This is a genomic window from Pseudomonas sp. BMS12 (assembly GCF_001592875.1).
Classification (GTDB): Bacteria; Pseudomonadota; Gammaproteobacteria; order Pseudomonadales; family Pseudomonadaceae; genus Aquipseudomonas.
In genome coordinates, this window is the sequence record NZ_LSOF01000014.1 from 177,299 (window position 1) to 197,401 (window position 20,103).

The window sequence follows — 20,103 nt, forward strand, 5'->3', positions numbered from 1 at the left end:
AAAGGGAGACGGGATATGCGGCAGATGCATCTTGAAAGCGTGAATGACCAGCAGGTACTGCTGGTGGTGGATGACCGCGAAGAGAATCTGGTCGCTATGGAGGCGCTGCTCGGCGATGGCGACTGGGATGTGCGCACCGTCAACAGTGGCGAGGACGCTTTGCGCTGCCTGATGGATGAAGACGTCGGCCTGGTCCTGCTCGATGTGCAGATGCCGAGGATGGACGGCTTCGAGGTAGCCCGCCTGATGCGCGGCAGCCCGCATACCCGTTACACGCCGATCATCTTCCTCTCCGCCATTGCCCATACCGAGGAGTCGGTATTGCAGGGCTATGCGATCGGCGCGGTGGACTTCATCCTCAAACCCTTCGACCCCAAGGTGCTCAAGCACAAGATCGGCGCGTTGCTGGAGCAGGAGCGTCATCGTCACGAGCTGCAGCAGCTTAGCCAGCAACTGGATAGCGAACGGGCCTTCAACGCCTCGGTGCTGGACAACGCCTCGGAAGGCATTCTGGTGATCGACCAGGACGGCGTGATCCGCTTCGCCAACCCGGCCATGGCGCAGATGCTGCGCGGCGAGGTGGCCGACCTGCAGGACAGCCGCCTGCTGTCGTACCTGAAACGCCCGGAAATGCCTGGGGACTGGCGTGAGAGCGAGTTCTACCGCAGCTGGCGCTCGGGCCAGACCTACCGGGTACACGATGCCGTGCTGGCGACCCTGGACGGTGGCTACCTGCCGGTGGCGCTGTCCTGCTCACCGCTGCCGCAGTACCAGAACTCCATGGTGCTGATCGCCCTGGACATGTCGGTGGTGAGCAACCTGCATGCCCAGCTGGAGTCGCAGGCGATCACCGATGCGCTGACCGGCCTGTACAACCGCCGCGGCTTTCACCAGTCGCTGGAGACGGCATTGTCGCGTATCGACCGCAGCGGCAAGCGCATGGCCGTGCTTTACCTCGATCTGGATGGCTTCAAGCGGGTCAACGATTCCCTTGGGCATGCCGCTGGCGATCAGGTACTGCGTCAGATCGCCGAGCAACTGAAAACCTGCCTGCGCCCCTATGACATCCTGGCACGCATGGGCGGCGATGAGTTCACCGCCTTGCTCGACTCCCTCGACCACCCCGAAGATGCTGCGCGGGTGGCGGAAAAACTGATCGAACTGGTCTCGGTCCGCTATGAGCTGGACGGGGTCGAGTTCACCCTGGGCGCCAGCATCGGCATTGCCTGCTACCCGGAGTGCGGGCAGACGGTGGACGGCCTGCTGCGCTCGGCGGATATGGCCATGTACGAGGCCAAGCGCGCAGGGCGCCAGCAGTACCGCTTCTTCTCGCCGGAAATGAACGGCCGTGCCCGTTCGCGGCTGATGCTCGAAGAGAGCCTGCGCACGGCCATCGAGCAGGACGACTTCGTGCTGGTCTACCAGCCGCAGATCGACCTGGCCAGCGGTCGCCTGCGCGGCTTCGAAGCATTGTTGCGCTGGGAGCACCGGGTCGCGGGGACCATTTCGCCGGGGGTGTTCATACCGCTGCTGGAGGAAACCCGGCTGATCAATCGCGTGGGCGCCTGGATCTTCAATCAGGGCATCAGCCAGTGCCGGGCCTGGCAAACGCAGTTTGGCGAGAACCTGCTGCTCAGCCTCAATGTCAGTCCGGTGCAGTTCGGCATGCCCAAACTGGTGGAGGATCTGCGCCGGCTACTGGACATGCACCAGCTCAAACCCTCGCAACTGGAGGTGGAGGTGACCGAGAGCGCACTGATGCAGGACCTCGACACCACCCGTGAGCAGCTGCAGCAGCTGCGCGAGCTAGGCGTGCGCATCGCCATCGACGACTTCGGCACCGGCTATTCGTCGCTGGCCTATCTACGTCACTTCGAGCTGGATACCTTGAAGATCGACCGGCTGTTCATCTCCAACATGCTGGAGTCGCGCAAGGATGCGGCCATCGTCAGCACCATCATCGACCTCGGCCATCACCTCGGTCTGGAGGTGATTGCCGAAGGCGTGGAAACCCTGGAACAGCGTGACTGGTTGATGGCTCATCGCTGCACCACCATGCAGGGTTTTCTGGTGGCGCCGGGGTTGCCGCTGGAGCAGGCCAGTGCCTTCCCGGCGCAGCTGGATTGGGCCAACTGGCGGCCGGATAAGTTGTTCTAGCCTTGGCCTCGCTGCCATCTCGTCGCGGCAAGGTGGAGCAGGGCACTGTCGAACGCAGAGGGCAGGGCTGACGCCAGCCAGACTCGGCGTTCGGCGTCGGATCAGCCTGGGAACTGGCGGTGCAGTTCGGCCAGTTGGGCATCCTTGGCTTGCCACAGCTGGTTGACCCACTGCTGGAACTGCAGGCGGTACTGCTCGTCCTGGTCGTAGTTCCTGCCGATGAAGTCGGTGGGGATGGTCATCTTCTCGAAGCGCACTACCACCTCGCCGAGGCGCCCGCAGAGCAGGTCCCAAAAACCCGGAGTGCCACCGGGGTAGTGGATGGTGACGTTGACCAGGGCATCCAGCTGCTCGCCCATGGCATCCAGCACGAAGGCGATACCGCCGGCCTTGGGCTTGAGCAGGTACTGGAAGGGGGACTGCTGCTGGGCATGCTTCTGCGGGGTGAGGCGGGTGCCTTCGAGGAAGTTGAAAACCGAAACCGGGTTGCTCTTGTAGCGTGCGCAGGCCTTGCGCGTGGTAGCCAGGTCCTGGCCGCGCTTCTCCGGGTACTTGGCCAGGTATTCCTTGCTGTAGCGCTTCATGAAGGGGAATTCGAGGGCCCACCAGCACAGGCCGATCACCGGCACCCAGATCAGCTCCTGCTTGAGGAAGAACTTGAGCAGCGGCATGCGCCGGTTGAGCAGGTATTGCAGCACCAGGATGTCGGCCCAGCTCTGGTGGTTGCTGGTCACCAGGTAGGAGTGGCGCATGTCCATGTCCTGGATGCCCTCGACGTTCCAGCGGGTACGGCGCACCAGGTTCATCCAGAATTTGTTGACGTCGATCCAGGCCTCGGCGATGCCATGCATGACGAAGCGCAGCCCGCGTTGTACCGCGGGAATCGGCAGCAGCAGCTTGAGCAGGGATGTGGCAAAGAGCGGCCAGCAGCAGATCAGGGTATTGAGGGCCAGCAGCAGGGCGCTGATGACGCCGCGCAAGGCGGCAGGCAGAAAGTGCAGCATGGGCTCGGAAGGCTCCAGGTCAGGGGGCTTGTTCTTCGCCCCGTTGGGTCGGAAACCTGCAGCACTCCCTGCGGCAAGTCGCTCCGGCGCAAAGGTTAACGCTTGTACACTGAACGGCAAGTGCCATGACCGACCATCTGGTCATGCAGCCTGCGGGTGCCGGACGCGGCGGATTCTAGCTCAGGATGACGAGCGGCGAGGCATAGCTCGTTGCCCATTTAGGAGGGGTAAACAATCGTAACCCTCCTGGCTGTGACCCTATCCCCGAGCCCGCTGCTAGGTTTTTCGGTTACAATCGCCGCACCGCGCCCGGCCGAAACCGGGGAAAGTTGAGATGAGGTGAGTCGTGGATATTATCGATACCATCAAAGAGCAGATCGCCAACAACACCATTCTGCTGTACATGAAAGGCTCGCCGAATGCCCCGCAGTGCGGCTTTTCGTCCCGTGCCGCGCAGGTGGTGATGGCCTGTGGCGAGAAGTTCGCCTATGTGGACATCCTGCAGAACCCGGAAATCCGCGCCAACCTGCCCAAGTACGCCAACTGGCCGACCTTCCCGCAGCTGTGGGTCGGTGGTGAGCTGGTCGGTGGCAGCGATATCCTGACCGAGATGTTCGAGAAGGGTGAATTGCAGACCCTTATCAAGGAAGCCGCCGAGAAAGCCAAGGCCGAATAAGCCCTGGTGCTCCGCCCGAAAAGCCGATGCCTTTGCATCGGCTTTTTTGTTTGTGCACGTTCTTGTTGGAGCGGCTTGCGACAGGGGCCGCGCGGCAGCGTCGCGGCCAAGGCCCCTCCTACAGAGTGAGCGCGGGGTTAGCAGTCGCGCTGGGGCTGCAGATTGCTTGGCGGAAGAGCATCGAGGCTGAAGCCGCTCCCACCAAGGGCTCCCGCATAGGTGGTTCGCTCAGTTCAGACGCGCCTGCACCGGATCTGGTGGCAGGCTGCAGCCGGTGCGCTCGCCGGCGGCCAGATAAGGGCTGAGCAGCGGTGCCATGCCCTTGAGCACCTGTACCGGGAGTGCCGAGGTGAAGCGGAACTTGTCCGCTGCCTGGCCGGGGACGAAGGCGGTGAGGGTGCCGAAATGCCGTGGCCCCAGGTAGAAGACGAAGGTGGCAGTGCGGTTGACCGCCCTTGAGCTGAGCACCTGGCCGCCGCGGCCGACGTTCTCGATGCGGTTGTCGCCGGTGCCGGTCTTGCCGCCGAGCATCAGGGCGGTGCCATCGGCGGTCTGGAAACTGCCGGACAGGCGCCGTGCGGTGCCGGCTTCGACTACCTGGGACAGGGCACCGCGCAGCGCGGCGGCGACTTCCGAAGGCATCACTCGTTCGCCGCGCAGGGCGTCATGGCGCAGCAGGGTCTCGTAGGGGGTGTCGGCGGCGAAGTGCAGGCTGTCGATGCGCACGCTGGGCTGGCGAATGCCGTCGTTGAGGATGATGCCCATCAGCTCCGCCAGCGCCGCCGGGCGATCGCCGGAGCTGCCGATGGCGGTGGCCAGGGACGGCACCAGGTGATCGAAGGGGTAGCCCAGGCGCTGCCAGCGCTCATGGATATCGAGGAAGGCTTCGACCTCCAGCAGGGTGCGGATGCGGCTGTCGCGAGCGCTGCGGTGGCGGGTCTTGAACAGCCAGCCATAGACCTCCTGGCGCTGCTCGGCGCTGGCGGCCACCGCATCGCGGAAGCTGGCCTGCGGTTGCTCGATCAGGTAGCCCAGCAACCACAGCTCCAGCGGGTGTACGCGGGCGATGTAGCCCTGGTCGGGCAGGCTCCAGGCGCCGGGGCCGTAGTCCAGATAGAGGCGCTGGATCTTCTTGTCGCTGAGTTTTTCCTGTGGGGCGTGGGCCCTGAGGAAGGCGGCGAAGGTGGCTTCGTCCACTTGCGGCATCAGGTAGCGGTGCACGGCGGCCAGGCGCACGGCGGTGGGACGCAGGCCGTCGAGGAAGGTATCGAGACGTTCCTGGGCACTCTTGCCCTGGTACTTGCGCCAGAACCGCAGGAGAAAGGTCGTCCCCTCGCGGTCGGCGAAGCGTCGTAGGTAGTCGGCGCGCTGCGGGTGCTTGTCGTCCTTGAGCAACTCGGCACTGTTGTTGGCGCCGTTGTAGGTGCTGTAACGCACCAGGTCGCGTAGCAGACGGATGAAGGGCAGGTTGATCGATTCGCGCAGGGCGTCGCGCAGCGTGGGAATGCGCGCATTGTCCTCGCGCTTGAAGTTGCTGAAGGTGTGCGCGCCGCCACCGGTGAAGAAGGTCTCGTAGGGGCTGGCCGAATACTTGCGCTCCAGCGCCGCATCGAGCAGCTCGCTCAGGCTCAGTTCGGGCCGGGCGATCAACTGGTCCAGGACCCAGCGGCTGAGGTGATCCTGGCGATTGACCTCGACCTGGCGCAGCGCTTGCGGCGCCTGCCCGGCGTAGCGTTGATGCAGCTCGGCGATTATCTGCAGATAGGTGGTCAGCACCCGCAGCTTGGCGGTGGAGCCCAGTTCCAGCTTGCTGCCTTCGTTGATGTCGAACGGCTGGTCGGTGCTGTCGGTCTGTACCCGCACGCGGGCGCCATCCAGGCCGCGCTCGAACAGAGTGAAGCTGTAGCGCACCTCGGCGGTTTTTTCCGGCGATAGCAGGCGTTCGCCGTACAGACCGATCTCGCCGGCGAACTCGGGGTCGGCCAGACGTCTCAGGTAGGCGCTGACGCTCTGCTGCAACTCGGCGTTGAGCGTGCTGGTGGTGGCCAGGTCCAGGCGGTCGAGATCGTACAGCGGCAGGTTGAGCAGGCTGCTCAGGCGCGAGCGCGCCACGTTGATGCCCTTGTTGCCCTGCACTGGCTGGATCGCCGGGTGCTGCGCCAGGTCACGGAAGTGCAGCCTCTGCGCCAGGGCCGCATCGCGCAGCGGCCAGTCGATCACGCCAGCGTCGGCCAGCACGCGGATATGGCTGTCGGTCAGGCTTTCCAGCTCCTTGCGCCCCTGGGCCAGGTAATAGGAGGGGCGGCGCTGGGCGATCATCAGGGCCAGTACCTGGCGCAGCGCCTGGCCGCGTTCGGCGCGACTGGCCAGCACGCCGCTGTTGCTATCGAGCAGGGCGTTGGTGCGGGCAAAGTCGCTGCCGAACCACACCCTTAGGCCGTCGGCCAGACCATGCACTTCGCCGTGCCCGGGCGCGGCGGAGAGCGGCACGCTGTTCAGGTAGTCGCGCACCACCGCCTGGCGTGCGGCGAGGGTTTGCGGACCCTGGCGATAGGTGCGCAGGCTGGCGGAAATCATCTGCCGCAGCTTGTCCATCGGTTCCAGGGTCAGGCCGTCCGGCGAGTGGCGGTATTTCTCCAGCTGGGTGGCCAGGGTGCTGCCGCCGGCCGACTGATCCTGCAGGGCGAAGTTCTTGCCCAGCTGCGACAGTGCCGCCTTGGCGAAGCGCGGCCAGTCCACCGCCGGATTGGCCAGCGGCTGGTCGGCATCGAGCAGGTGGCGGTTTTCGATGAACAGCAGGCTGTCGACCACCAGCGGCGGAATGTCGGCGAAGCCGGCGTACAGCTGCTGCGGATAGTGGAAGAGGTACAACGGCTCGCCGCGACAGTCGCTGATGCTCAGGCCGGCCTGGACCTTCTCCGCATAGGGCGGGAAGAAACCGCGCTGGCTGTAGTCGAGCAGGGCGGGCGAGAAGCGCGCCTGGGCGCTGATCAGGAAATGTCGTTCGCGCAGGCGCTCCAGCAGCTCGGGCAAGCCCACATAGCCGAGACGCTTGTCGAAGGGCCCTGCGCGGGGATAGATGATGGCGGTGCTGGGCCCGGCTTGCAGCTGGTAGTCGAGCTTGGCGGCGTAGCGGCTGAATTCGCGGGCCTGCCACTGGGACGTGGTGAATTCCTGGTAACCCAACGCCCCGACAACCAGCAGCATGCACAACACCACCAGCCAGATGAACTGTTTCAGGCGTTGCCGGCGCGGTGGCGGTGGGGGCGCTAACAGCGCCTCCGTGGCGCTTGCGAGAAGCGTCGTGTCTGGTGCCTCCGACTGCCACAATGAGCCCATGATCGACTGGCCTGCTATCTGCTACGGGTCCCCTTGGTCCAAGCTTAGTTGGCGACCCACAGCCGCGAACGAAATATTGCCGAGGGGACGATGAACGAGAGCGAACGGCGCCTGCTGCACAGTTGGCAGACCAATGCCAGGGGCTGGATAGACGTGGTGCGCGAGCAGCGCATCGATAGCCGGCGCCTGGTCACCGATGCCGCCATGCTCGATGCGGCGCTGGCCCTGCACCCGCAGCGGGCGCTGGATATCGGTTGCGGTGAGGGCTGGCTGTGCCGGGCCCTGAGCGCGCACGGCGTGCAGATGGTGGGGGTGGATGCACAGCCGCTGCTGATCGATGCCGCGCGGCTTGCCGGTGGCGGGCAGTTTCACGTTTGCCGTCATGCGGATCTGTGCGCTGCGCACCTGGGGCGTTTCGATCTGCTGCTGTGCAACTTCGCCCTGCTGGAAGAACAACTGCAGCCTCTGCTGCACGGTTGGCATGATCTGCTGCAGCCCGGCGGCCGTCTGCTGATCCAGACCCTGCACCCACGCAGTGCCTGTGGCGAGCAGGACTATCGCGATGGCTGGCGCCTGGAGCATTTCACCAGCATGGGCGCGGGGTTTGCCGAGCCGATGCCCTGGTACTTCCGTACCCTGGAGTCCTGGCTGGCGCTGGTCGCGGCGGCAGGCTGGCAGCTCGTCGCCCGGAGCGAACCGCCGCATCCGCGCAGCGGGATACCTGCTTCACTGTTGCTGGAGCTTGCCCGCCCTGAATCGGGTTGAGCCGCGATCACTTCGGAGATATCGCCATGGACCCGCGTTCCACCCTGATTCCCTGCGTGCTGTATCGCGACGCCGCCATGGCCATCGCCTGGCTGTGCGAGGTGTTCGAGCTGCGCGAACAGCTGCGCGTGCCGGGGCCTGACGGCAGCATCCAGCATGCGCAACTGGTGCATGGCGGCGGCATGCTGATGCTCGGTTCGCTACAGGATGGCGAGTACGGCCGGCACTTGCGTGAGCCGGGCCCGGTGGGCGGCAATACCCAGGGCATCTACCTGGTAATGGAGGATGTCGACGCGGCCTACGTCCGGGTGCAGCGCGCCGGCGGCGAGATCCTCATTCCGATCAAGGACGAGGAGTACGGCGGCCGCGGCTTCACCTGCCGGGACCCGCAAGGCCAGTTATGGAGCGTGGGCAGCTACGACCCCTGGGCGGAGTAGTGCAGCGTCAGGCCTCGGCCGGTGCGAAGCTGTCGGCCTGGGCCATGGCCCACATGCGCTGGTAGAACTCCCCGGAAATCTCGCCGCCCAGCAACTCGCCCGGCTTGAGGAACACATGCAGCTGCGAGTACAGCTTGATCTCGCTGGCGGACATGCGCCGTACCAGGTGCTTGGCCTCGATCTGCTCGGGGTGGCTGAGGCCCGCGGCGGCGATCATCTCGGCCAGCGCCTTCAGCGTGTTACGGTGGAAGTTGTGCACCCGCTCGGCCTTGTCCGGCACCACCAGGGCGCGCTGGCGCAGCGGGTCCTGGGTGGCCACGCCGGTCGGGCACTTGTTGGTGTGGCAGCTCTGGCTCTGGATACAGCCGATGGCGAACATGAAGCCGCGTGCCGAGTTGGCCCAGTCGGCGCCCAGGGCCATGACGCTGGCGATATCGAAGGCGCTGACGATCTTGCCGCTGGCGCCGAGGCGAATCTTGTCGCGCAGGCCACAGCCGACCAGGGTGTTGTGCACGAACAGCAGGCCCTCGCGCAGCGGCACGCCGATGTGGTCGGTGAACTCCAGCGGCGCGGCGCCCGTGCCGCCTTCCTTGCCGTCGACGACGATGAAGTCCGGCAGGATGCCGCTCTCCAGCATGGCCTTGACGATGCCCATGAGCTCCCAGGGATGGCCCAGGCACAGCTTGAAGCCCACTGGCTTGCCGCCCGACAGTTCGCGTAGCTGGGCGATGAACTGCAGCAGCTCCAGCGGGGTGGAGAAGGCGCTGTGCGACGCTGGCGAGATGCAGTCCTGGCCCATCGGCACGCCACGGGTCAGGGAAATTTCCTCGGTGACCTTGTGCTTGGGCAGGATGCCGCCATGGCCCGGCTTGGCGCCCTGGCTGAGTTTGATCTCGATCATTTTCACCTGAGGGCTGGCGGCCTGTTCGGCGAAGCGAGCCGGATCGAAGCGGCCATCCTCGGTGCGGCAGCCGAAGTAGCCGCTGCCCAGTTCCCACACCAGGTCGCCGCCGTGCTCGCGGTGGTAGGGGCTGATGCTGCCCTCGCCGGTGTCGTGGTAGAACCCGCCCAGCTTGGCGCCCTGGTTGAGCGCGCGGATGGCGTTGGCGCTGAGCGAGCCGAAGCTCATCGCCGAGATATTGAACACCGAGGCCGAGTAGGGCTGAGTGCACTGCGGACCGCCAATACTGACGCGAAAGCTGGCCGGATCGCAGTGGGTGGCCGGGCGCATGGAGTGGCCGATGAACTCGAAGCCGCCCTGGTACACGTCGATCAGCGTACCGAAGGGTTTATCCGCACCCTCGTTCTTGGCCCGCGCATAGACCAGGCCACGCTGCGAACGGGAGAAGGGCAGCGCCTCGCGGTCGCCTTCCAGCAGGTACTGGCGGATCTCCGGGCGGATGCCCTCGACCAGGTAGCGGATATTGCCGAGGATCGGGTAGTTGCGCCGCACCGCGTGGCGGGTCTGCAGCAGGTCGTTGAGCCCCACCAGACTCAGGGCGCCGGCCAGCAGGGTGAACACCCACAACCATTCATGGGCGCCGAGAAACGGCAGGCTGCACAGGGTGAACAGGACGCAGAAGGCGAAGAAGGCGTAGCGGTTCAGTAGCGACAAGCTCATGAATACTCCTCGGGTAGGCGTGCGTCTGGCTTCTCATGCCCTCAAGGGCCGGGCCAGAGCTGCGGACGGCTCACAGACCGCTTCAGAGTAGCGCCTGGGGGAGGGCAGCGCTGCGCTTAATTGTTGCCCTTGGGGTAAATGTGCGTCCTGCGAATCTGGCTGTTTCGCACGCCCGCGGCCTCTCAGAATGATCGACATGGCGCGCCGCCGAGAGAAGGTCGGCCGCCCGGATCAGTCATTTTCGAGAGGTAATCAGCATGCAAGCCCTTGCCGTTCTGGCGCTGGCCAGCCTGTCTTCCCTCGCCTTCGCTGCACCTGCTGCAGACAGCCAGGCGCTGCGCTGCGACATCGTGCAATACCAGTACGGAATGGATCTGGATGTGGCCAGGGTAATTTCTACCAGCGACGTCTCCAGCATCTGCGGCGTGCCCCGTGCCGTGATGGTCTACGAGGATCACGACGGTCGGCGGCATCGCCTGAGCTACCTGACCAGTGGGGGAGGCTGCTCCGACAACTGATGGGCTGTTGCGTGTCGGTTAACGGCAGACGAGCCCGGCTCCGAGCGGAGGGGCTGCTTGGCGAAGACGCCAGTCGGCTCCGGCGGCAGCGGCCGCGGGCTGTCAGGGGCGGCGCCGAGCGGCGAAATTGTGCGGCTGCAGTGCAGGAGGGGCGCGTTCAGCGTGCTATAACGCCTTTTTTCTGTGGAACAAGGAAACGGCTCTTGAGGTTGCGCGCCAAACTGACGATCACCCTGCTGCTGATCAGCCTGGCGAGTTCGGCCATGGTCGGCGGGATTGCCTACTGGATGCTGATGCGTGATTTCCGCCAGGCCGTACTGGAGGATTCGTTCGGCAAGTTTCATGGCGATGTAGCGGCCTATATCGAGCGCTATGGCTCGTGGCAGCAGGCCGAGCGCAGCGAGCCTTTCCCACGTTTCGTCGAGTGGCGTCATCGCCCGCAGCCAGGGCAGTTTGGCGAGCCGCCGATTCGCCGAGACTCGTTCTTCGAGCGGCGTGCGCGTCCGGCCTTCAAGTTTCTCCTGTTGGACCCCGAAGGGCGGGTGATCAAGCCGGGCGGTGGATTCCAACGAGACGACATCTTCCCTGAAGAACGCCTCAATGAAGCCAAGCCAGTCGAGCTGCATGGTCAGCTGGTGGCGCTGGCCGTGCCGCTGGGCGATCCCAACCTGTCGCCGCAGGACCTGCTCTATCTCTCGGCCATGCGCCGCGCGCTGATCACCGGGTTCCTGGTCGCCGGAGCACTGGCCGTGCTGCTCGGCCTGGTGGTGGCGCGACGCATGAGCGTTGATCTCGACAGCCTGACCCGCGCCATTCGCCAGATGGCTGCGCGCGGACGGCTCAACGAGCCGGTGCGGGTGCGTTCGCGCGATGAGATCGGCCTGCTGGCCGACGCCTTCAATCGCATGAGTACCGACCTGACCCAGGCCCATGAACAGCTACGCGAGTTGAGCATTCGCGACCCGTTGACCCAGCTGTACAACCGCCGCCACTTCGCCGAACAGGCCTCGCGACTGTTCGAGCAGGCGCAGCGCTACCAGCATCCACTGACCCTGATGCTCGGCGATCTCGATCACTTCAAGCAGATCAACGACACCTACTCGCATGCCGTGGGCGATGAGGTGCTGCGTCGCGTCGGCCGCCTGCTCGCCGAGCATGTGCGCAAGAGCGACGTGGTGGCGCGTCACGGCGGCGAGGAATTCGTCATCGCCTTTGCCGAAACCACGCCGGAGCAGGCCTGGCAGCTGTGTGACAACCTGCGCCGGGCGGTCGAGGCACACCCCTGGCACGAGGTGCATGAAGGCCTGCGGGTGACCATGAGCATGGGCCTGTGCGGTGACCTGCAGCTGGACAGCGTCGAGCGCCTGCTCGGCGAGGCCGATGCCAACCTGTACCGCGCCAAGCACCTGGGCCGCAACCGTGTGGAGCCGCTACCCGGTGCGGTCGAGGGCGTGGCCTGAGTCAGCGCACGCAGCGCACCAGGTTGTTCACCCGTATCTCGTCGTGCTGCCCGCCTTGCGCCTGAGCCGAGCCCACCGGGCCCTGCTTGGGGTCGCTGCGCATGGCTCCGGCGCCGTGCACGTCGATGCCTTCTACCGAGGTGCATTTGCCGAAGCACACGTAGGTGGCCTGACGGATGTTGTCGCCCAGGCTGGTGGATGACCAGAACCAGGCTTTCGGGTCGCTCAGTTGCAGATAGCGGGTGTCCAGCGCCGGTTGCGGGCGACGGTAGTCGACGATGCTCTGCAGCTCCTTGACGTTGGGCAGGCGCCAGTCGGCGTGCCCGGCCTGGGAGAGGCTCTCGCAATAGGCCAGCGCCGCCGGCCAGTCGCGAGTCCGGCCGTCGTCGCGCTGCTGCCAGGTCAGGCCGCTGGCCTGGTCGCTGATGCTGCCGTCGCCATTGTCGTGGAAGGCGTTGTCGCCCCAGGGGGCACCGCGCACGCAGCGATGGAACAATCCCTCGCGACCGCGGGTGGGGGCCTGCTTGATGCGCCCGTCGAGGAAGTTCATGAAGAACGCCGCTTCCATGCCGGGCTGGTCCCAGTGCTGGCCGGCGTACAGGGTCGCCGACCAGGTCTGGCCCATCATCTCCGGGCGGTGGCTGCTGGCGAAGAGGTCGGTTTGCGAAATGCTTTGCGGCGCGCGGATGGCGAACACCTCGTTCAGGTAGGGGCGCTGTCCGGCGGCGCCGCGAAAGTCGCTGATGGAGAACAGCTCGCGAATGCTCGGCAGGCGCCAGTCGGCATGCCCGCCCAGGCGCAGGTCGGCGCAGTCCTGGCGCGCGGCGTACCAGTCCAGGCGCTGTTCGTTATGGCCCTGCTGCCACATCAGGCCGGTTACCCGGTCGCTCAGGGTGCCGTCACCGTTGTCCTGGTAGCTGGGGGCGGCGCCCGCGTATTGGGCATCCTGCCCATACCAGGGCTGGCCGGGCGCAGGGCAGGGGATCACCCCATCGGCATCGAAGCAGCTGCCCTGGTTGGTATCGGGAATCCGGCTGCTGACGGGCGTGGCGTTCGCCGGAGTGGCAGCGATATCCACTCGGGGCGGCCGTTGCTGCAGGCCCATCGGTTCGTTGCCTGGGCGCATGTCGCCAGTACGCGGCGGTTGACCGGGCATGCCGCCTGCGGGGTGCATGCCGCCGCCGGCCGGCACGCAGACATTACCCTCCGGGACCTGGCGACAGCTGCCGTCGATACGCCCATGCGGCGCCTGGAAGCTGCAACTGCTGCCTTCGGCCTGGCCCTGGCAGGCCTGTTTGGCCTCGGGGGGCGGGCCGCCGAACGGCGGCTGGGCGTGGGCCAGGAGTGGGATCAGCAAGAGGGCGATCAACAGGGGGCTGCGCATGCGTTGTGGGGCTCCTGGGTCAGTTGCGGGCGGCGCTGACGCCTTCCAGCGTGGCGAAGGAGGTGTCCTTGGCGGTCAGCAGGAAGTCGCGCATGAAGGGCGCATCCAGCATGTCGGCGCGGATGGCCGCGAACAGGGTGCAATACAGGCCCTTGTCGCCCAGGCGCTTGGCAGTGACATAGCCGCGCGAGCTGTACTCGTGCAGTGCCCAGTTGGGCAGGCAGCACACGCCACGGCCACTGGCCACCAGCTGCATCATCATTACCGTCAGTTCCGAGGTGCGCACCTGACCCGGCTCTATATCGGCCGGTTCGAGGAAGCGGGTGAAGATGTCCAGCCGATCGCGCTCGACCGGGTAGGTGATCAGGGTTTCCTTTTCCAGGTCTTCCGGAACGATGTACGACTTGCTCGCCAGGGCATGCTGGTTGGCCACCGCCAGCAGCGCCTCGTAGGTGAACAGCGGCACGTAAGTGATGCCGGCTAGTTCCACCGGGTCGCTGGTCACCACCAGGTCGAGGTCGCCGCGGGCCAGGGCGGGCAGGGGGGCGAAGGAGAAGCCGGAGGCCAGGTCCAGCTCCACTTCCGGCCAGGCATCGCGGAACTGGTCGATGGTCGGCATCAGCCACTGGAAACAGCTGTGGCACTCGATGGCCATGTGCAGGCGTCCCGCCGTGCCGCCAGCCAGGCGCGCCAGGTCGCGTTCGGCGGCACGCAGCTGCGGCAGCATGCTGTCGGCCAGCTGCAGCAGGCGCAGGCCGGCGCTGGTGAAGCGCACCGGCTTGGTCTTGCGAATGAACAGCGACAGGCCGAGCTGGCTTTCCAGCTCCTTGAACTGGTGCGATAGCGCCGACTGGGTCAGGTGCAGGCGCTCGGCCGCCTCCACCAGGCTGTCGGCCTCGCGCAGGGCATGCAGGGTCTTGAGGTGGCGGAGTTCGAGCATGTCCGGGTTCCGTGCAGGTGAGGAAAATTTGTAGCAATAAAGATTTTAGGTGAGTTTCCTTCAAGATGCCCGGTCTGTCGAGCCGCTTGCCCCTGGCCCGGCTTGTGCGCCAGCATGCGTCCTTCCTGACTGTCGAGCTGTCTCATGCGCCGCCTGCCATCGCTTACCGCCCTGCGTACCTTCGAGGCCGCTGCCCGCCACGCGCATTTCGGCCGCGCCGCCGCGGAGCTGTGCGTCACCGACAGTGCGGTCAGCCACCAGATTCGCCAGCTGGAGGAGCAGCTGGGCACGCCGCTGTTCGAGCGTGAGGGCCGTCAGGTACGCCCGACGCCTCAGGCGCGGCGCCTGTTGCACAGCCTGCAGCAGGCCTTCGAGTTGATCCTGGATGCCTGCGACGAGCTGCGTGACCCCGGCTCGCAGGCCCAGCTGCGTATCGCGGTGACCGCCGAGTTGGCGCAGAAGTGGTTGGTCGGGCGCCTGGCGGATTTTGCCGAACGCCACCCGCAGATCACCCTGCATCTGCACGAGCAAGCGTTGGAGGCAACGCTGCCCGGCGCCGAGATCGACCTGGCGATCACCTACGGTACCGGCCCGGAGGACGCCAGCACCTACTTCGTGCGGCCGCTGCCGACCCTGCAGTTCTTCCCGGTGTGCAGCCCTGGGCTGTTCAACCAGCTGCCGCTCAAGCACCCGCGCGATCTGGCTCGCCACTGCCTGTTGCACGACGACCAGGACGGCAAGACCTGGACCGCCTGGCTGACCACCCACGCCGGCGATATCCAGCCCAGCCGCCACCTGTACCTGGGCCATGCCGGGCTGACTATGGAAGCGGCGGCGCGTGGCCAGGGCGTGGCCATTGGCGACAACCTGACCAGCGCCGAGGATCTGGCCAGCGGCCGCCTGGTGCGCCCGTTCGCCGCCCAGGTGCCGTCGCTGGGGCAGTACGCGCTGGTCTGTGAGCGGCTGCGCCTGGACAAGCCGGCGGTGGCGCAGTTCATCGAATGGTTCACCGATCAGTTGGCTGATATGTGAATTCAGTTCAAGGGTTCCGCGATTATCGTCATTGGTCGCGGGCGCTCTGCCACGGGTACTGTCGGGCTACTTCCAGCCACCGACGAGACCCGCACCATGGCCCGTACCCTGACTTCCCTGCCCAAGGCCGACGGCTTCCGCCTGCCCGGTGAATTCGAACCCAAGAGCCGCTGCTGGCTCGGCTGGCCGGAGCGCCCCGACGTGTGGCGCAACGGTGGCAAGCCGGCGCAGAAGGTCTGGGTCGAGATTGTCAGCGCCATCGCCAGCAGCGAGCCGGTCACCGTGTGCGCCTCGGCGGCGCAGTACGCCAATGCCCGTCGCCAGCTGCCGGCGCATGTGCGGGTGGTGGAGATGACCTGCAACGACACCTGGTTCCGCGACAGCGGCCCGGCCTTCCTGCTCAACGATGCGACCGGCGAGGTGCGTGGCGTGGACTTCGAGTTCAACGCCTACGGTGGTCTCGACGGCGGCCTCTATTACCCCTGGGACAAGGACGACCAGATCGCCCAGAAGATCCTCGAAATCGAAGGCCTCGACCGTTACCGCACGCCCTTCATCGCCGAGATGGGCGGCATCCAGAGCGACGGCCAGGGCAGCATCCTCACCACCGAGCAGTGCCTGCTCAACCGCAACCGCAACGCCCACCTGGGCAAGGACGAGATGACCCGCCGCCTGCAGAATTACCTGGGCTGCGAACAGGTGATCTGGCTGCCGCGCGGCTGCAAGTTCGATGAAACCGACGGCCATATCGACGACCTGGCCTGTTTCGTGCGCCCCGGCGTGGTGGTGATGCAGTGGACCGACGACCGCTCCGATCCGCAGTGGGAGATCTACCAGGAGGCCTACGACATCCTGCGTAGCACCCGTGACGCGCAGGGCCGCGAGTTGGAAATCCACAAGTTGCCGCAGCCGCGCGTGCTGGAATGGACTGCCGCCGAAGCCGAAGGCCTGGACCAGGACGACGCCACCCATACCCGTCAGGCCGGTACGCAGATCTGCGCGTCCTACATCAACTACTACGCCGGCAACTCGGCCATCGTCGTGCCGCTGTTTGGTGACCCCAACGACCGCATCGCCCAGGCCACCCTGGCCGAGCTATTCCCCCGGCACCGCATCCTCGGTATCGACAACTCGCGGGAGATTCTCCTCGGCGGCGGCAATGTCGCCTGCATCACCTCGCCGCAATACGCCGCGCCCAAGCGCCAGGAGGCCTAGATGAAACGTTCAGCCATTCTTCCGGCCCTGACCCTGCTTGCCTGCGCCGGCGCGCACGCCGGCGAGGCGGCCAAGCAGGTCAACCTGTATATCTGGAACGAGTACCTGGCCCCCGACACCCTGTCTTCGTTCGAGGCCAAGACCGGGATCAAGGTGGTGGTCGATCACTTCGACTCGCTGGAGACGGTGGAGACCAAGCTGCTCACCGGCCACAGCGGCTACGACCTGGTACTGACCGCCGGCCAGCATTTGCAACGGGCAATCAAGAGTGGTGCCGTGCAGCCGCTGGACAAGACCGCGCTGCCGCATTTCGCCGGCATCGGGCCGGAGTTCGCCAGGCACATGGCGGCCTTCGATCCGGACAACCGCTTTGCCGGCATCTATCTGTGGGGCACCACCGGGGTCGGCTATCAGCAGCAGGCGATCACCCAGCGCATGGCCGACGCACCGACCGACAGCTGGTCGATGCTCCTCGATCCGGCCGTGGTGTCGCGTTTCGCCGACTGCGGAGTGAGCTTTCTCAACGATCCCAACGAGGTGTTCGCCGCCGCGTTCAGTTACCTCGGCCTGGACATCAACCGGCAGAACCTCGACGACCTGAAGCAGGCTGAGGCACATCTGGCCAAGGTCCGCCCCTACATCCGCTACTTCGACAATGACCGCAACATCGCCGATCTGGCCAACGGCGATACCTGCCTGGCCATGTCGTGGAATGGCAACGTCGCCATCGCCGCCGGCCAGGCCGAGCAGGCCGGCAAGCCCTACGCGATCCGCTATGGCATCCCGCACGAGGGCGCGCAGATCTGGTTCGACGCCATGGTGGTGCCGGCCGATGCGCCGCATCCGCAGGCGGCCCTGGCACTGATGGACCATCTGATGACCCCCGAGGTGATCGGCGCCATCACCAACACGGTGTACTACGCCAACGCGGTGCCGGCGGCCGATGCCACGGTCGATCCGGCCATCCTGGCCGACCCCGGTACCTTTCCGCCGGCCGAGGTGCGGGCGCGGCTGTACACCAAGAACGACAACAACCCGAGCTTCAACCGGGCGTTGACACGAGCCTTCAGCCGCTTCAAATCGGGGACCTGATTCGTGTGGCGGGGCGCCCGCTGGCGCCTCGCTGAACATGAGTGATTTTTGAGTTTGTGAAGAATTTATTGAGTTTGTCTCAACTTGGTTGGCTGCCGAGAATGGCGCCATTCACGAACAAGGAGAGACGCTCATGGCACTGGCACACAACCTCGGCTTCCCGCGCATCGGTCGCGACCGCGAGCTGAAGAAGGCCCTGGAGGCCTACTGGAAAGGCGAGCTGGACGAAGCCGGCCTGCGCGCCGTTGGTCGCGGGCTGCGCGCCGCGCACTGGCAGGTGCAGAAAAGTGCGGGTATCGAGCTGCTGCCGGTGGGCGATTTCGCCTGGTATGACCAGGTGCTGACCCACTCGCTGACCTTCGGCGTGATTCCCGAGCGCTTTCACAAGCACGGTGGCAAGCCGACCCTGGACACCCTGTTCGCCATGGCGCGTGGTGTCAGCAACCACAGTTGCTGTCGCGGTGCTCATGCTCAAGAGATGACCAAGTGGTTCGACAGCAACTACCACTACCTGGTCCCCGAGTTCACCGCCGACCAGCAGTTCGCCCTGAGCTGGGAGCAGCTGTTCGAGGAAGTCGAGGAAGCCCGTGTTCTCGGTCACAACGTCAAGCCGGTGATCATCGGTCCGTTGACCTACCTGTGGCTGGGCAAGGCGAAGGGTGCGGAGTTCGATCGCCTCGACCTGCTCGAACGCCTGCTGCCGGTTTACGGTGAAATCCTCCAGCGCCTGGCCACGCAGGGCATCGAGTGGGTGCAGATCGACGAGCCTATTCTCGCTCTCGATCTGCCGCAGGCCTGGAAGAACGCCTTCGAGCGGGCCTACAACCTGCTGCAGAAGGAGCCCGGCAAGAAGCTGATCGCCACCTATTTCTCCGGCCTGGACGACAATCTCGGCCTGGCTGCCGCGTTGCCGGTCGACGGCTTGCACATTGATCTGGTGCGTGCGCCGGAGCAGTTCCCGGCCATCCTCGACCGCCTGCCAGCCTACAAGGTGCTGTCGCTGGGCGTGGTCAACGGCCGCAATGTCTGGCGCACCGATCTGGAAAAAGCCCTGGATGTGCTGCAGCAGGCTCATGAGCGCCTGGGCTCACGTCTGTGGGTGGCGCCGAGCTGCTCGCTGCTGCACAGCCCGGTCGACCTGAGCCGTGAAGACCAGCTGGATGCCGAGCTGAAGAGCTGGCTGGCCTTCGCCGTGCAGAAATGCCAGGAGGTGGCCGTGCTGGCCCGTGCCCTGCGCGAGCCGCAGGCCGCCGAGGTACAGGCGGCACTGGCCGTGAGCCGTGCCGTGCAGGCCGGCCGCGCCGCCTCGCCGCGCATCCACAAGCCACAGGTTCAAGCTCGCCTGGCCGCGGTGACCGCGCAGTACAGCCAGCGCCAGTCGCCGTTTGCCGAACGTATCGCCAAGCAGCGGGCGTTGCTCAAGCTGCCGGTGTTCCCCACCACCACCATCGGTTCCTTTCCGCAGACCTCGGCCATTCGTCTGGCGCGCCAGTCGTTCAAGTCCGGCAAGCTGTCCGCGGCCGAGTACACCGAGGCCATGTACAGCGAGATCCGCCATTCGGTGGACGTGCAGGAGAAGCTGGGCCTGGACGTGCTGGTACACGGTGAGGCCGAGCGTAACGACATGGTCGAATACTTCGCCGAGCAGCTCGACGGCTACGCCTTCACCCGCTTCGGCTGGGTACAAAGTTACGGTTCGCGCTGCGTGAAACCGGCGGTGATCGTCGGCGACCTGTCGCGGCCCAAGCCGATGACGGTGTCCTGGATCGAGTACGCCCAGCGCTGCACCGACAAGCTGATGAAGGGCATGCTGACCGGCCCGGTGACCATGCTGATGTGGTCCTTCCCGCGCGACGACATCTCCCGCGAGCAGCAGGCGCGGCAACTGGCCCTGGCCATCCGTGATGAAGTGGTCGATCTGGAAGCCGCCGGCATCAAGGTCATCCAGATCGACGAAGCGGCGTTCCGCGAAGGCCTGCCGCTGCGCAGGGCCGGCTGGCAGCACTATCTGGATTGGGCGACCGAGGCCTTCCGCCTGACCGCTTCGGGGGTGCGTGACGAGACCCAGATCCACACCCACATGTGCTACAGCGAGTTCAACGACGTGATCGAGTCCATCGCCGCCATGGATGCCGACGTGATCACCATCGAGACCTCGCGTTCGGACATGGAGCTACTGCGCGCGTTCGAGGCCTTCGACTACCCCAATGAGATCGGTCCCGGCGTGTACGACATCCACTCGCCACGGGTGCCGGACAGCAACGAGATGGCTCAGTTGCTGCGCAAGGCCGCGCAGTGGGTGCCGGCCGAGCGCCTGTGGGTCAACCCGGACTGCGGCCTGAAGACCCGCGCCTGGCCGGAAACCGAGGCCGCGCTGGTGAACATGGTGGCGGCGGCGCGGCAGTTGCGCAGCGAACTGGCGTAATCCACGGGGCCTGTCTCCGCCGCGCACGTCAGATAGCG

The 20,103-nt window shown here is 65.7% G+C and carries 15 protein-coding genes; 10 read left to right on the top strand and 5 right to left on the bottom strand.

Annotated features, from left to right (window positions below):
• Nucleotides 1-15 precede the first annotated feature (15 nt).
• Nucleotides 16-2,157: a putative bifunctional diguanylate cyclase/phosphodiesterase gene (locus tag AYB31_RS14500; RefSeq protein WP_068829404.1), complete on the top strand. Its 2,142-nt coding sequence runs from the start codon at nucleotides 16-18 to the stop codon at nucleotides 2,155-2,157.
• Nucleotides 2,158-2,258: 101 nt separating this feature from the next.
• Here the strand turns inward: AYB31_RS14500 and AYB31_RS14505 are convergent, their stop codons facing one another.
• A complete protein-coding gene (locus AYB31_RS14505; RefSeq protein ID WP_068829405.1) occupies nucleotides 2,259-3,161 on the bottom strand; it encodes an acyltransferase in 903 nt (300 codons plus the stop codon).
• 346 nt (nucleotides 3,162-3,507) lie between these two features.
• Between AYB31_RS14505 and grxD the strand changes: the two genes are divergently transcribed.
• Nucleotides 3,508-3,837, top strand: a complete 330-nt coding sequence (gene grxD, locus AYB31_RS14510) for a Grx4 family monothiol glutaredoxin (protein WP_068829406.1) — start codon at nucleotides 3,508-3,510, stop codon at nucleotides 3,835-3,837.
• Nucleotides 3,838-4,065: 228 nt separating this feature from the next.
• Here the strand turns inward: grxD and AYB31_RS14515 are convergent, their stop codons facing one another.
• Nucleotides 4,066-7,176 carry a transglycosylase domain-containing protein gene (locus AYB31_RS14515; RefSeq protein ID WP_068829407.1) on the bottom strand — a complete coding sequence of 1,037 codons (3,111 nt, stop codon included), beginning with the start codon at nucleotides 7,174-7,176 and terminating at the stop codon, nucleotides 4,066-4,068.
• Between the two features lie 90 nt (nucleotides 7,177-7,266).
• Between AYB31_RS14515 and AYB31_RS14520 the strand changes: the two genes are divergently transcribed.
• A complete protein-coding gene (locus tag AYB31_RS14520; RefSeq protein ID WP_068829408.1) occupies nucleotides 7,267-7,941 on the top strand; it encodes a class I SAM-dependent methyltransferase in 675 nt (224 codons plus the stop codon).
• A gap of 26 nt (nucleotides 7,942-7,967) precedes the next feature.
• Nucleotides 7,968-8,378, top strand: coding sequence for a VOC family protein (locus AYB31_RS14525; RefSeq protein ID WP_068829409.1), 411 nt, complete (start codon nucleotides 7,968-7,970; stop codon nucleotides 8,376-8,378).
• A gap of 7 nt (nucleotides 8,379-8,385) precedes the next feature.
• Here the strand turns inward: AYB31_RS14525 and AYB31_RS14530 are convergent, their stop codons facing one another.
• Entirely contained in the window at nucleotides 8,386-9,999 is a 1,614-nt protein-coding gene (locus AYB31_RS14530) for an FMN-binding glutamate synthase family protein (protein ID WP_068829410.1), read from the bottom strand.
• A 257-nt stretch (nucleotides 10,000-10,256) separates the two neighbouring features.
• On the opposite strand from AYB31_RS14530, the gene AYB31_RS14535 reads away from it, so the two are divergent.
• Both AYB31_RS14535 and AYB31_RS14540 read left to right on the top strand, forming a co-directional pair.
• Entirely contained in the window at nucleotides 10,257-10,517 is a 261-nt protein-coding gene (locus tag AYB31_RS14535) for a DUF2790 domain-containing protein (protein WP_068829411.1), read from the top strand.
• 203 nt (nucleotides 10,518-10,720) lie between these two features.
• On the top strand, nucleotides 10,721-11,977 hold the full coding sequence (locus AYB31_RS14540) for a GGDEF domain-containing protein (RefSeq protein ID WP_068829412.1): 1,257 nt from the start codon (nucleotides 10,721-10,723) through the stop codon (nucleotides 11,975-11,977).
• A gap of 1 nt (nucleotide 11,978) precedes the next feature.
• Here AYB31_RS14540 and AYB31_RS14545 read toward each other — a convergent pair whose 3' ends face one another.
• Both AYB31_RS14545 and metR read right to left on the bottom strand, forming a co-directional pair.
• Entirely contained in the window at nucleotides 11,979-13,361 is a 1,383-nt protein-coding gene (locus AYB31_RS14545) for an Lcl C-terminal domain-containing protein (protein ID WP_068829413.1), read from the bottom strand.
• Nucleotides 13,362-13,380: 19 nt separating this feature from the next.
• On the bottom strand, nucleotides 13,381-14,301 hold the full coding sequence (gene metR / locus AYB31_RS14550; RefSeq protein ID WP_068829414.1) for a transcriptional regulator MetR: 921 nt from the start codon (nucleotides 14,299-14,301) through the stop codon (nucleotides 13,381-13,383).
• 144 nt (nucleotides 14,302-14,445) lie between these two features.
• Here metR and AYB31_RS14555 point away from each other — a divergent pair, with 144 nt between their 5' ends.
• The 4 genes from AYB31_RS14555 (at nucleotide 14,446) to metE (ending at nucleotide 20,065) form a co-directional block, all read left to right on the top strand.
• The gene (locus tag AYB31_RS14555; protein WP_068829415.1) at nucleotides 14,446-15,333 is read left to right on the top strand and encodes a LysR substrate-binding domain-containing protein; all 888 of its coding nucleotides are present in this window, start codon (nucleotides 14,446-14,448) and stop codon (nucleotides 15,331-15,333) included.
• A gap of 96 nt (nucleotides 15,334-15,429) precedes the next feature.
• Complete coding sequence (gene aguA / locus AYB31_RS14560) at nucleotides 15,430-16,548, top strand: agmatine deiminase (protein ID WP_068829416.1); 1,119 nt, start codon at nucleotides 15,430-15,432, stop codon at nucleotides 16,546-16,548.
• Nucleotides 16,549-17,640, top strand: coding sequence for an extracellular solute-binding protein (locus AYB31_RS14565; RefSeq protein WP_068829417.1), 1,092 nt, complete (start codon nucleotides 16,549-16,551; stop codon nucleotides 17,638-17,640).
• A gap of 133 nt (nucleotides 17,641-17,773) precedes the next feature.
• Nucleotides 17,774-20,065 carry a 5-methyltetrahydropteroyltriglutamate--homocysteine S-methyltransferase gene (metE, locus tag AYB31_RS14570; protein ID WP_068829418.1) on the top strand — a complete coding sequence of 764 codons (2,292 nt, stop codon included), beginning with the start codon at nucleotides 17,774-17,776 and terminating at the stop codon, nucleotides 20,063-20,065.
• Nucleotides 20,066-20,103 lie beyond the last annotated feature (38 nt).